Here is a 12,713-nt window from a genome sequence, read left to right as displayed (position 1 = left end):
GCGTCACGGTCCGAGCAGGTGGGGCGGCGCCGCCAGGTCGCGGGGAGGCCGACCGCTCACGGTCCCGAAGTCCCACGGGTAGCCGACTTCGGGCGCGCTCACCTCGTCGAGGCGAGCGCGCTCCTCGCCGGTCAGCTCGACCTCGACCGAGGCCAGGCTCGCGTCGAGCTGCTCGGGGCGCGTCGCGCCGATGATCGGCACGACATCGGGCTGCGCGCGCAGCCAGGCGAGCGCGATGGCCGCCGGCTCGGTGCCGTAGTGAGTGGCGAGCTCACGGACGAGGTCGAGGGTCCGCCAGCTCCGCTCGGACAGGTTGTCGATGTACTGCCCGAACCGCCCCTTCTCGGTGCCGCTGTCACCGCGGTCGTACTTCCCGCTGAGGAACCCGGCCGCCAACGGCGACCACGCGAGCACTCCCAGGGCGTTCGTCCGCGCGGCCGGCAGCGTCTCGAACTCGATCTGCCGCTCGATCAGCGAGTACTGCGGCTGCAGTGACACGAGCCGGTCGAAGCCGCGCCGCTCCTGGATCCGCGCGGCCCGCTCGATCTGCCATCCGACGAAGTTCGACACCCCCACGTAGAGGACCTTGCCGCTGCGCACGAGATCCTCGAGCGTGGCCAGGGTCTCCTCGAGCGGGGTGGTCGGGTCGAACGCGTGGATCTGGTACACGTCGATGTAGTTGGTGCCGAGGCGCCGCAGGCTCGCCTCGACCGCCTTGAGGAGGTGCCGCCGGCTGGCCGACCGATCGTTCGGGCCGGGGCCCGCCGCCGCGTAGGCCTTCGTCGCGAGCACGACCTCGTCCCGGTACGGGGCGACCAGCTCGCCGAGGATCTCCTCGCTCCGCCCGCCCTGGTAGACGTCGGCGGTGTCGAAGAAGTTGCCGCCGGCCTCCCGGAAGGCGTCGACGATGCGCCGGGGCGCCTCGAGGTCGGAGGTTCCGCCGAAGGTCATCGTGCCGAGACAGAGTTCGCTCACGACGAGCCCACTGCGGCCGAGGTAGGTCTGCTGCACGCCTGGCTCCTTTCCGTGCCAGCCCCGGGTTGGGCAAGCAGGGGTCTCCTGGGCTATCCTTACCGGCCGGGTGCCCCGAGGGTACCGACAACTCCTGACGGACCCTTAGCTCAGGGGGAGAGCGCTTCCTTGACACGGAAGAGGTCGGTGGTTCAAATCCACCAGGGTCCACCATCCTTCGACATCAGTTCGCTTCCGGCACGACGTTCTGGTTCAGGCGGAAGGCGTTGCTCGGGTCGTACGCGCGCTTCAGGTCCTGCAGCCGCCGGAACTTGTCCGGGCCGTACGCGTCACGAACGCGCTCGTGCCCCTCGTCGCCGAGGAAGTTGACGTACGCCCCACCGTGACTGAACGGGGAGGCGGCCTCCCAGATCCGACGGGTGTGCTCGACGTGGCGTTCCGTCTCGTTCGGATCGCTCCACCGCGTGTTGATGTTGAGGACGAAGGGCGCGTCGCGGTGGCCGTAGGCGGTCTCGTCCTCGCCAATCCGGGCGATCGCCCCGCCGAGGTGGGCAACCTTGAAGTCGGACAGCGGCGACGAGTGGTTCGCTGCGTAGTGCGAGAGCACGTCGACGCACGGCCCGGGCAGGTCGGTGAGGAACTCCGCCTTCCAGTAGTTCTGGAAGCCAGGGGCCCACGAGCCGTCGAACATGGCGTTGAACGCGGTGTAGGGCCTGGGTGCCATCGCGTCCGCGACCGGGGAGCCGAAGGCGCGCAGGGGAGCGCACGCCGCCTCGCCCGCCTCCACCGGACCCGCGTAGCAGCATGCCAGCGCGACGATCGGCGCGCCGTGGATCCACTCGGGCAGGAACGGGGCCGGCGGCGCCGTTCGGCAGATGGCGATCGTCGTGAGCTCGTCGGGTGCCTGGGCGGTGAACTCCCGGAAGAAGGCCAGCACCTCGGGGGCCTGGTCGGCCGGCCAGGCGACCAGGCCGCTGAACACCTGCGGGCCGACGGGGTGCAGATCGAAGTCCAGCGCGGTCACGATCCCGAAGTTCCCGCCACCTCCGCGCAGGCCCCACAGCAGCTCGGGCTCGTCCCGCTCGGAGGCGTGCACGAGCTCGCCCTCGGCGGTCACGAGGTCGGCCGAGCGGAGGTTGTCACAGGCCAGCCCGAACCGGCGTTGCAGCCAGCCGATCCCTCCGCCCAGCGTGAACCCCGCCACGCCGGTCGTGGACATCACCCCGCCGGTGACGGCCAGCCCGAACGCCTGGGTCTCGCGATCCAACTCGCCCCACACGAGCCCGGGTTCGACCCGAGCCGTGCGGTTATGGGGATCCACGCGCACGGAGTTCATCGGGCTCAAATCGAGCACGACCCCGTCGTCGCAGGTCCCGAACCCGGCGACGTTGTGCCCCCCGCCTCGCACGGCAACGGGGAGTTCCAGCTCGCGCACGAGGCGCAGACCGGCGATCACGTCGGCAACTCCCGTGCACCGCAGCACCGCTGCGGGATACCGGTCGATGGAGCCGTTCCAGACCTTGCGTGCCTGCTCGTACTCCGGATCGCCGGGAAGCACTGTTCGGCCGCGGAACCCCTCGAGGCGCCCTTCCACCGTCGATGGCTCCAGTGGCGTTGCCTCCCCCACCTCGGACATGTCCCAACCTCCTCGGCCGCTGACGTGGTGCGGACGTGGCGTAACCTCGGCTCCCCGAGCCACCGCGGCCAGTAAAATCCTTGTACCGCGGTGGGCACGGCGGGAGGGGTACGTCATGGGCGAGTACGGCCAGTTCTGTCCGGTGGCGAAGGCGACCGAAGTCCTCGACCAGCGCTGGACGTTGCTGGTCGTCCGCGAGCTGCTGGCGGGCAGCAACCGCTTCAACGACCTCCATCGCGGCGTGCCACGGATGTCCCGCACCCTGCTCTCCCAGCGCCTCCACGCACTGGTCCGCGCCGGGCTGGTCGATCGCCACGAGGGTGACGGGGGGCCCACGTACGAGCTCACCGCTACCGGGTGGGAGCTCGAGCCCGTGTTGGATGCGCTCGGCCGATGGGGCGTTCGGTGGATGGGTTCGCCCGGGGAGGAGGACCTCGACCCCGCGCTCCTGGTCTGGGACATGCACCGACGCGTCGACTCCGACGCGATCCCGGACGGTCGCACGGTCGTCCGGCTACGCTTCCCCGACGTCCTCGCCGCCCTCCGCGACTGGTGGCTCGTGATCACCCGTGAGGAGGTCGACGTCTGCGAGTCCGACCCCGGGTTCGACGTCGACGTGGCCATCGAAGCCCCGATTCGCACGATGGTCGAAGTGTGGCGAGGGGATATCGGATGGGACGACGCGCTGCGCGGCGGGCTCCGCCTGAGCGGGCCCGAACACCTCCGTCGCCGGGTCGATGCCTGGTTTCGGCTCAGCGAGTACGCGTCGGTGCCTCGTGCCGCCGCGACCACTCGCCATCCCGAGCCCGCTACGCCCGACCGCGGGTAGCAGGACGGTCGGCGGGTTCGGCGGGCCGTCCGACCCGTTGAGCGGTCGTCCCCACGGGGAGACTCGGCGCAGCAACCGCACGAGCGGTCCTGCCCTGGCCGTGACCGAGGAGGCGGGCGATGCGCCGCTGGCTGTACACGTACCGGCCGCTGCTGGAGCCACCCGACCGGGTCGAGACCCGGTTGCAGCACGACATCGACGCGCTGCTGCGCGCCGCCACCGACAGCGAGGAGTCCGAGCCCGCGGCCGACGGCTCCTACCCGTTGCGCCTGTCGACGCGCGTGGCCGCGCTCGAGGTCGACAAGGCCGTGCGGGTCTCGACCGGGGTGGCCTTCCACCGAGGGTCGCGATTCGTCATTCCGATCGACTGGCACGCGGAGGGCGCCGGGTTCGCGTTCCCGAGCTTCGAGGGCTCCTTGGAGTTCCAGCCCACCCACGCCGACGGCGGGCACCTGACGCTCGCAGGGAGCTATCGCACACCACTGGGGCCGGTCGGCGGGTTCGTGGACGCCGTCGCTCTGCACTCGGTCGCGCGCGAAACGGCGCGGCGTCTGCTCGAAGGGCTGGCGGAGGCGCTCCGCGAGACCGCTCCGGAGGGCCCACCGTCCGCCCCCGCGGGCCTCCGCCGCGGCGAGCCCCTGCGCGTCGCCGACGTCATGACACCCGATCCGATCACCATCGACGCGGATCTGCCGGTGCGAACCGCCGCCCTGATGCTGTTCCACGCCGCGGTGTCCGGCGCGCCGGTGCTCGGGCCGGACGGTGAGCTCCTCGGCGTCCTGTCCGAGCGGGACCTACTGGCCAAGGAAGCCCGGGAGCGGTTCGCGCTCGGGCCGCGAGCGCGGGAAGAGGAACGGCGTCGCGAGGCGCGCACGGCAGCGGAGGCCGCGACGCAGCCCGCCCGGGTGACCGCGCCCGGCGCGCAGCTGTCGGACGTCGCCCGCGAGCTGCTCGACCACGACCTCAGCCGCCTCGTGGTGGTCGATCAAGGCAAGGTCGCTGGCATCGTGTCGCGCCACGACGTCCTGGCCGCGTTGCTGCGCGAGGACGACGACATCGAACTGGCCGTCCGGCACGTGCTCGACGAGCACGAGGCCCCCGACGTCCGGGCCTGGGTCGAATGGGGCACCGTGACCCTCGACGGGACGGCACCGGCACGCAGCGTCGCCACGGAACTGCCGGCGCACGTCGGCGCTGTGGACGGGGTGATGGACGTCCGAACCGAGGGGCTCGGCTGGCACGTGGACGACCTCGTCCCCTACCCGCCCACGTTCTGAGTCAGCCGACGGGGGCGTAGGTGACCTCCTCGACCGGCGATCAGCCACGCGCTGACCCCGCGCCGTCCGCGCTCGGCGCGGATGCCGCGGACGGCTATTCGGCCCGGCCCGTGACCGCCGCTCCGACGGCTCGCTCCTCGCCCGCCGCCTCACGGTGGGCTGACGGTCGCGGACGCCGCAGCAGCTTGTGCAACTCGCTCACGAGGACCACCAACGCCGCCACCGCGACCATGCGCAACCAGGTGCCCCCGTCGACGGGCTCGACGCGCAACACGAACTGGGTCGGCTCCCACTGCAACGCGAGCGCGTGGATCGCGAGCGCTCCCGCCGTCGCGGCGAGCAGGAACGGGTTGCGCAGCGGGCTCAGCGCGAAGAAGGATCGCCGCTCGCTGCGGGCGTTGTAGACGTGGAAGGCCATGGCCAGCACGAGCGTGGTGAGCGCCACCGCGCGCTGCTGCTCGAGCGTGAAGTCCTGCCCGGCCGCCCACAGGTAGAGCCACAGGGCCCCGGCGGCCATCACGATCCCCGTGAGCGCGGTCCGCTCCCACAACAGGCCCGAGACCACCGGCTCCTCCGGGCGCCGCGGCGGCCGGTCGAGCACGCCCTTCTCTCCGGGCTCGAAGGCCAGGGCCACGTCCTGGAGCCCGTTCGTCACGACGTTCAGCCAGAGCAGTTGCGCCGGCAGCAGGGGCAGGGTCAACCCCGCGCCCAGGGAGGTCAGCAGGAGGCCGATCGCGGCGACACCCGTCGACAACAGAAAGTAGGTGACCTTGCGGACGTTGTCGAAGACGACCCGTCCCTCCTCCACCGCAGCGTAGATCGACACGAAGTCGTCGTCGGTGAGGACCATGTCGCTGGCCTCGCGCGCCACGTCCGTGCCGTCGCGGCCCATCGCCACCCCGATGTCGGCGGCCTTGAGCGCTGGCCCGTCGTTGACGCCGTCGCCGGTGATCGCGGTGATGTTGTCGTGTGCCTGCAACGCCTTGACGATGCGGTGCTTGTGCTCGGGCGCGGCTCGGGCGAATACATCCACCTGCGGCACCCGGTCCCGCAGTTCCTCGTCGCTCATGCGCTCGAGCTCACGGCCGGTCAGCACGACCGCGTCGTCGAACCCGTGCTCTCCCGAACCCTGATCCAGGATCCCGATGTCGCGCGCGATGGCACGGGCGGTGACGCCGTGGTCCCCGGTGATCATGATCACCCGCATCCCCGCGTCGCGGCACCCGGCGATCGCGTCGGCGACCCCCGGGCGGGGTGGGTCGAGCATCCCCTGCAACCCCACCAGCGTGAGCTCACGGGGCTCGGGCGGTCGGTCGTCGTCGACCTGCGGCGCGCCCTCCCGGATCGCGAGCGCAAGCACGCGGAGCCCGGCCTCGGCCATGCGCTCCGCCGCGGCCAGCGCCGCCTCCGTGTCGAGGGGCTCGTCCCGACCCTCGACCCGCATGGTCGTGCAGAGCTCGATCACCCGCTCAGGGGCGCCCTTCACGTAGAGGGTCCGCCGATCGTCCTACCGGCGAAGGCTGGCCGAGTACTGGAGCGCGGACTCGAACGGCTGCTCGGCCTCGACGCTGTGTGCTCCGCGAACGTACTCGGGTTCGATGCCGGCACGCCACGCGGCCATCAGCAGGGCTCCCTCGGTGGGGTCCCCGCGCGGCTCGGGACCGGCACCGTCCTCGTCAACCGTGACGAGATACGACTCGTTGGTCAGCACTCCCGTGAGCAGCGCCGCTGAGGCGGCGTCCCGTCCGACCGGGGAAACCCGCTCGCGGTCGATCGCGGGAACCCCCTGCGTCGCGTCCTGCGGCCGAATCGCGAACGACCCGTCGGGTGTCCACAGCCGGGTGACGGTCATGCGGTTCTCGGTGAGCGTCCCGGTCTTGTCCGAGCCGATGACCTGCGTCGACCCGAGCGTCTCGACCGCGGGGAGGTTGCGCACGATCGCCCGCCGCCGGGCCATGCGGCGCACCCCCAACGCCATCGCGACGGTCAACGCGATCGGCAATCCCTCAGGGACGATGGCGACCGCCAGCGCCACCGCGGTCAGGAACATCTCGCCGATCGGCTCGCCGACGATCAGCCCCAACAGAAGGGCCGCCAGTGCCGAGCCGCCGACCGCGAGCGCGATGATGTTCGCGAAGCGGTGCATCCGCCGCGTGAGGGGACTCTCGGGCTGCTCCTCCGCGCGGATCGACTCGGCGATCTGTCCCAGCTCGGTCTGCGCACCGGTCGTGACGACGATGCCCTCCCCGCGCCCCCGCGCGACGGCGCTGCCCATGTGGGCCATCGAGGTGCGGTCCGCCGCAAGGGCCTCCTCGTCCACCGGGTCGACGCGCTTGCGGGCGGGCCGGGATTCTCCGGTGAGGAGCGACTCGTCGATCTCGAGGGCCGTGCTGGCGACCAGTCGCAGGTCGGCCGGGACGCGGACCCCCGACTCGAGCATCACGACGTCGCCCGGCACGACCTCCTCGCTGGGCACCTCCACGAGCCGACCGCCACGGCGGACCGTGGACTTGGGGGCTGCGAGCTTCATCAGCGCCTGCACCGACTTCTCGGCCTTGCGCTCCTGCACGAACCCGATCGTCGCGTTCAGGACGAGCACGGCCGCGATCACACCCGTGTCGACGTACTCGCCGATGACAACGGTCACGACCGCGGCGACGAGCAGGATCCAGATCAGCGGGCTCGTGAACTGCCGCAACAGGACGGCCCACGCGCTCGGCGGCTCGTCGGTGCCCACGGAGTTCGGGCCGGCCTCGGCCAACCGGGCCGCTGCCGCGTCGTCGTCCAGACCCTCCGCGCCGACCCTCAGGCGGGGCCAGACGTCGTCCGCCTCGAGGGCGTGCCAGGCCACCGTCAGCTGGGCCTCCGGACGCCAGGGCGCATCCACCCCCGACGCGTCCCTCGTCGGCGTCTGCGTGCGGTCCACGCCCGTCTCCACGGTGCACCCCCACATCTCAGCGGTACGGGAGACCCCGCACCACGGGTCTCCCGTTTCGCTACCACTATTAGCCGCAGCGGGCTCGTCGACACCGGCCAACCGTCACCCCACGGGCGGCCGAACGACCCGTTCACGCGACGGCGACCCGGCGATACTCGCAACGATGGCATCACAGTGCGCCCGTTCCCCGCTCCCGGGGGCGACGGCCGGCGGACCGAGCCGCACAGGAGGTGCGAGGTGGCCCACCAGCCGATCAGCCGTCCCCCCGAGGACAAAGGGCGTTGGTCACTGATCGACGCGTACGCGCCGGACGAGATGGCGCGCAAAGGTGGAGAGCGTCGGGCTCGACAAGGCGCACGCCCCCACGACGACCACCCTCGCGCTGGCCGTCGTCGCCGGCGTCTACATCTCGTTAGGCGCGGCGTTCTCGACGGCGGCGATGGCGTCCACGGGGCTGTTCGTCTACCTGCGGGGACAAGGATGAACCCGCCAAGTACCGGGCGCGGTCAACGGCGGTGGCTGCCCATGGCACCCCCACCCGCGAGTTCCTGTCTCCGGATCAGATCTGGTGGGGCTGTCGACGGGGCATGCTCGTTGATGCGAACGCCGCATCCGCGAGATCGACCCGATAGGGGGAGACGATGCCCGGGCTCCAAGCCGTGGCCTTGGACTACGACGGCACGCTCACCACCACGGAGCGGCCCGAGCAGGAGGTCCTCGAAGCCGTCCGCGAGACCCGGCGATCGGGGCGCACGGTGGTGCTCGTGACGGGGCGGATCCTCGCGGAGTTGCGAGCGGACTTCCCCGGCGTCGACGGGGAGTTGGACGCGATCGTCGCCGAGAACGGCGCCGTTATCGCCGATGCCGACGGGGTACACGATGTCGCCCTTCCCGTCGATGCCCATCTGGCGGACGCTCTCGCGCACCGGGACGTCCCCCTGCGCCGTGGCCGCGTCTTGTTGGCTTGCGATGCCCGCCACGCGAGCACGGTTCAGGAGGAGATCGCTCTCCTGGGTCTCGACTGCCAGATCTCCCACAACCGAGATTCCCTGATGGTGCTCCCCAGCGGGGTAACGAAGGGAACGGGGGTGGCGGCGGCCTTGTCGCAGCTCGGGATATCGCGACACGGCACGATCGCCGTCGGTGACGCGGAGAACGATCACCACCTGCTGGAGACCTGCGCCGTCGGGGTCGCCGTCGGCAACGCCGTCGACGCGCTGAAACAGCGGGCGGACGTGGTGCTTGACGCACCGAACGGCGCGGGTGTCGTGGAGCTTCTCCGGGGTCCCCTGCTCGACGGCCGGGAGCGGGTATGGCCAGAGCGCTGGCAGGTGGAGATCGGGCACACCGTCGATCGGGGCGAGCCGGTGCGTCTGCCCGCCTCACAGGCAACCGTGCTGATCAGCGGGGGGAGCGCCTCCGGCAAGTCGTACGTGGCTGGGATGGTCGCCGAGCAACTGGTCCGGATGGAGTACAGCGTGCTGCTCATCGACCGCGAGGGCGAGCACTGTGGCCTGGGGCGGAAACAGGGCGTGCTCACCGTCGGGGGGGCCGATCCACTGCCATCCCCCGAGCAGCTCGTCGCGCTCGTGCGTCAGCGCGCCGGAGGCGTCATCCTCGACCTCTCACTGCTCGCCGACCGAAACGAGCGTGCGTACCTCGACGCGGCCCTGCCCGCCGTGCTCGCGCAGCGAGAGGCCATCGGCCTCCCGAACTGGATCTTCCTCGACGAAGCGCATCGCCTGGGTGTGGATCCCGCGTTGAGCGCTCGAGCCATCGACAACGCACCCGGCCTCTGCTACGCGACCTACCAGCCACGCGACCTCTGCGACCCAACGGTGGACCGCATCGAGGCCCTCGTCGTCACGTCCGGAGGCCGCGACGGGGCCGAGGAGGTGCTGGACTTCGCGAGCGAGTTGATCGGCCTCCCGAGGCCAGAGCTGGCCGAGGAGCTCGGTGAGGAGCCCGGACGCGCACTGCTCTGGCGACGGGACGAGGGCGGTGAACCGGTCGTCTTCCAGCCGCGGTGGCGGTCAACCCCCCACGTGCGCCATTGGCGCAAGTACACCGATAGCGACCTCCCTCCTCACCTGCGGTTCTATTTCCATCCCCACCCGCAGATCACCGCCGCCAGCAACGTCCGCGACCTCCACCGGCAGCTCGCCGCGGCACCAACGGACACCGTCGATGCCCACGCCCGACATCGCGACTTCTCCACCTGGACACGCGAGGTACTGCAGGACGAGCGCCTCGCCGAGGCCATCAGCCGGGTTGAGGGTCGCGCGGATGCGCCGAACCTCCCCGCAGGTGCAGTCGCCGAAGGGATCCGGCGAGCGATCGAGGCGCGCTACCTCGAGGATTCGTCAGCGATGCGCTGAGTCACGGCCGATCGCGTCATCGACCCGGACGGACACACGCCCAAGGCTGCGCGCCCGGCATAGGCTGGCGACGTGTCCGCCGTGTCCCCCCGCGTTTCACCGCCGTTGCTCGCGGCGTACGCGATCACCTTCCTCGCCTTCGCCGACACGTTCGCGTTCCTGCCGACCATCGGGCCGCACGCCGACGACCTGGGCGCGGACGAGGTCATGGTCGGCGTCGTCGTCGGCGCCTACTCGGCGACCAACCTCGTCGCGAACCCGTTCGCCGGCGTGTTGCTCGACCGACTCGGTCGCCGCCGTGTCCTGCTCGCCGGGTTGACGCTGGCCGCTGTCGCGGTCGCGTGCTATCCGCTCGCGGCGACACCCGGTCAGCTCCTCGGAATCCGGCTCGTGCACGGCATCGGGGGTGGGATCATCGTTCCCGCGGTCTTCACGCTGGTGGGTGACCTGACCCGCACCCACCGCCGCGGCCGTGCCATGGGGCGCACCGGGGCCAGCATCGGGTTGGCCGCGATCGTCGGCCCACCGCTCGCCGCGTTGATGGCCGACCGCGTGAACTTCGAGGCCCTCGCGATCTCCGTCGCGGGCGTCCTGCTGCTGGGCCTGCTCATCGCCGCCCTCGCGCTGCCCGAGCCCCAGCGGGCCGAGGCACGCACCGACGCCGCGCCCCGGACGGCGCTGCGCCGGCTCGGTCGGGCGTCGCTCGCCGCATTCGGCTTCACGTTCGCGCTCGGGGGGCTGTCGGCGTTCCTCCCGTTCCGCGTCGAAGCGCTCGGCGCGGCACCCGCGGTCAGCGGCGGCCTGCTCGGGCTGTTCGCCGTCGTCGCCGCAGTGCTGATGCTCTCACCGCTGGCGGACACCAGCCGCAGCGTGCGCGCGGAGATCCCCCTGGTCGCCGGCCTGATCGCCGTCGCGATCGCCCTCGTCGCCCTGGGGGCCGGCGGCTCTGTGCCGGTCCTCGCGGCGGGGGCCGCGGTGTTCGGGGTCGGCTACGCGCTCCTCTTCCCCGTCGCGGCGGCCCAGGCGGCGGATGCCGTGAGCGGGGCGCGCCGCGGTCGGGCCTTCGGAGCGTTCCACGCGGCGTTCAGCGCCGGATTCGTCCTCGGACCGCCGACCGCGGGGTTCTTCACGGCCGGCCCGCTCGGGCCGTTCACGGCGGGCGGCGTCGCGGCGGTCCTCACCGCGCTGATCGTGCCGCTGCTCCGTCCCGAGCGAACGCCGGTCGGTGAGGCCGCCGCCGGCCCCGATCGATCGGGTGAAGGCTAGGCTGCGCACGTCCGAACATCCGACGGAGTCGATGCGGTGCCCGGAGGCCGATCCGTGGCCGAGCTACAGGAACTGACCCGCACGAACGACGTCAACGCGCTGCGTTCCTGGCTCGAGGAGACCGGCGCGCTCGACATCGCCGACGAGCTGGCACGCCTCGATCCCGAGGATCGCGCGATCCCCTTCCGTCTGCTGGCCAAGGATCGCGCGCTCGAGGTCTTCGAGCTGCTCGATCCGATCCACCAGCAGGAGCTCCTCGAGAGCTTGCGGGAGGAACGCGTCCGCGAGCTCGTGGAGTCGATGGAGCCCGACGATCGCGTCCGACTCCTCGACGAGATGCCCGCGAAGGTCGCCAACCGCCTGCGGGCGGGCCTCTCGTCGGACGAGCGCCAACTGACGGCCATCCTCCTCGGTTATCCGCCGGAGTCGGCCGGCCGGATGATGACCCCGGAGTACGTCAACCTGCGGGCGTCGATGAGCGTCGCGGACGCGCTCGCGAAGGTGCGCCGCAGCGGCGAGGCCGCCGAGACGATCTACCTGCTCCCCGTCACCGACGACCAACGCAAGCTGCTCGGGGTCATCAGCCTCAGGGATCTGGTGCTCGCGGACTCGGCGAGGCGCGTGGGCGACCTCATGCGCACCGAGGTCCACTCGGTGGACGTCGACGCCGACCAGGAGGAGGTCGCCCGCCTGATCCAGGAGGCCGACGTCCTCGTGGTCCCCGTCGTCGACCACGAGGACCGGCTCGTCGGCGTGGTCACCGTCGACGACGCCATGGAGGTGTTCGAGCGCGAGGTCACCGAGGACGTCAGCCGCGCCGGTGGTGTCGAGCCGCTCGAGCGGCCCTACCTCTCGGTCGGTCCGTTCCATCTCGCTCGCAAGCGGGCGGTGTGGCTGCTGTTCCTCGGGATCGCGGCCGCCCTGACCGTGAACGTGCTGACCGCCTTCGAGGCGACGCTCGAGCAGATCTCGACGCTCGCGGTCTTCATCCCGCTCCTGATCGACACCGGAGGCAACTCCGGGGCGCAGGCCTCGACGGTCGTCATCCGCGCCATGGCCGTCGACGAGATCCGCTTCCGCGACCTCCCGCGCGTCGTCTCGCGGGAGCTGCTGGTCGGGGTCATGCTCGGGGCGATGCTGGGTGCGCTCGCGTTCCCGCTCGTGACGCTGTTCTTCGGGGCGGAGTTCGGCGTCATCATCGCGAGCACGCTGTTCGTGATCGTGATCTGGGCGACCTTCGCCGGCGCCGCCCTGCCGATGCTCGCCAAGCGGCTGGGCCTCGATCCGGCGGTCCTGTCAGCACCGATCATCACCACGTTGGTGGACGCGACGGGCCTGCTGATCTACCTGGGGATCGCGATCACGGTCCTCGCCGACCAGCTCACCCTGGCGGCGCTGTCGCCGTTCGGGCTGTGAT

Annotated in this window: 9 protein-coding genes, 1 tRNA gene and 1 pseudogene; 7 read left to right on the top strand and 4 right to left on the bottom strand. The window is 71.4% G+C overall.

What is annotated here, in order from left to right; all coding sequences use genetic code 11:
• Nucleotides 1–3 precede the first annotated feature (3 nt).
• Complete coding sequence (locus tag ER308_RS18410; RefSeq protein ID WP_131156337.1) at nucleotides 4–1,011, bottom strand: aldo/keto reductase; 1,008 nt, start codon at nucleotides 1,009–1,011, stop codon at nucleotides 4–6.
• Between the two features lie 99 nt (nucleotides 1,012–1,110).
• Here ER308_RS18410 and ER308_RS18405 point away from each other — a divergent pair.
• A tRNA-Val gene (locus tag ER308_RS18405) sits at nucleotides 1,111–1,185 on the top strand.
• 10 nt (nucleotides 1,186–1,195) lie between these two features.
• On the opposite strand, the gene ER308_RS18400 is transcribed toward ER308_RS18405, so the two are convergent.
• Nucleotides 1,196–2,608 carry an FAD-binding oxidoreductase gene (locus tag ER308_RS18400; protein ID WP_205745720.1) on the bottom strand — a complete coding sequence of 471 codons (1,413 nt, stop codon included), beginning with the start codon at nucleotides 2,606–2,608 and terminating at the stop codon, nucleotides 1,196–1,198.
• A gap of 115 nt (nucleotides 2,609–2,723) precedes the next feature.
• Between ER308_RS18400 and ER308_RS18395 the strand changes: the two genes are divergently transcribed.
• Both ER308_RS18395 and ER308_RS18390 read left to right on the top strand, forming a co-directional pair.
• Nucleotides 2,724–3,437: a winged helix-turn-helix transcriptional regulator gene (locus tag ER308_RS18395; RefSeq protein ID WP_131156336.1), complete on the top strand. Its 714-nt coding sequence runs from the start codon at nucleotides 2,724–2,726 to the stop codon at nucleotides 3,435–3,437.
• A 119-nt stretch (nucleotides 3,438–3,556) separates the two neighbouring features.
• Nucleotides 3,557–4,714: a CBS domain-containing protein gene (locus ER308_RS18390; protein WP_131156335.1), complete on the top strand. Its 1,158-nt coding sequence runs from the start codon at nucleotides 3,557–3,559 to the stop codon at nucleotides 4,712–4,714.
• A gap of 94 nt (nucleotides 4,715–4,808) precedes the next feature.
• Here the strand turns inward: ER308_RS18390 and ER308_RS21845 are convergent.
• Nucleotides 4,809–6,206: pseudogene (locus ER308_RS21845) on the bottom strand (cation-translocating P-type ATPase); the annotation flags it as partial.
• Between the two features lie 15 nt (nucleotides 6,207–6,221).
• Nucleotides 6,222–7,640, bottom strand: coding sequence for a cation-translocating P-type ATPase (locus ER308_RS21840; protein WP_165492244.1), 1,419 nt, complete (start codon nucleotides 7,638–7,640; stop codon nucleotides 6,222–6,224).
• A gap of 340 nt (nucleotides 7,641–7,980) precedes the next feature.
• Here ER308_RS21840 and ER308_RS21835 point away from each other — a divergent pair, with 340 nt between their 5' ends.
• From ER308_RS21835 to mgtE, 4 genes are all read left to right on the top strand, one after another.
• Nucleotides 7,981–8,136, top strand: a complete 156-nt coding sequence (locus ER308_RS21835) for a formate/nitrite transporter family protein (protein ID WP_165492243.1) — start codon at nucleotides 7,981–7,983, stop codon at nucleotides 8,134–8,136.
• A 157-nt stretch (nucleotides 8,137–8,293) separates the two neighbouring features.
• Nucleotides 8,294–10,030, top strand: coding sequence for an HAD hydrolase family protein (locus ER308_RS18380; protein ID WP_131156334.1), 1,737 nt, complete (start codon nucleotides 8,294–8,296; stop codon nucleotides 10,028–10,030).
• A gap of 72 nt (nucleotides 10,031–10,102) precedes the next feature.
• A complete protein-coding gene (locus ER308_RS18375) occupies nucleotides 10,103–11,296 on the top strand; it encodes an MFS transporter (RefSeq protein WP_131156333.1) in 1,194 nt (397 codons plus the stop codon).
• A gap of 54 nt (nucleotides 11,297–11,350) precedes the next feature.
• Nucleotides 11,351–12,712, top strand: a complete 1,362-nt coding sequence (gene mgtE / locus ER308_RS18370) for a magnesium transporter (protein WP_131156332.1) — start codon at nucleotides 11,351–11,353, stop codon at nucleotides 12,710–12,712.
• Nucleotide 12,713 lies beyond the last annotated feature (1 nt).

The organism is Egibacter rhizosphaerae (assembly GCF_004322855.1).
GTDB lineage: Bacteria > Actinomycetota > Nitriliruptoria > Euzebyales > Egibacteraceae > Egibacter > Egibacter rhizosphaerae.
The sequence above is the reverse complement of the archived record's forward strand: the minus strand, read 5'-3'. Positions and strand labels throughout refer to the sequence as shown.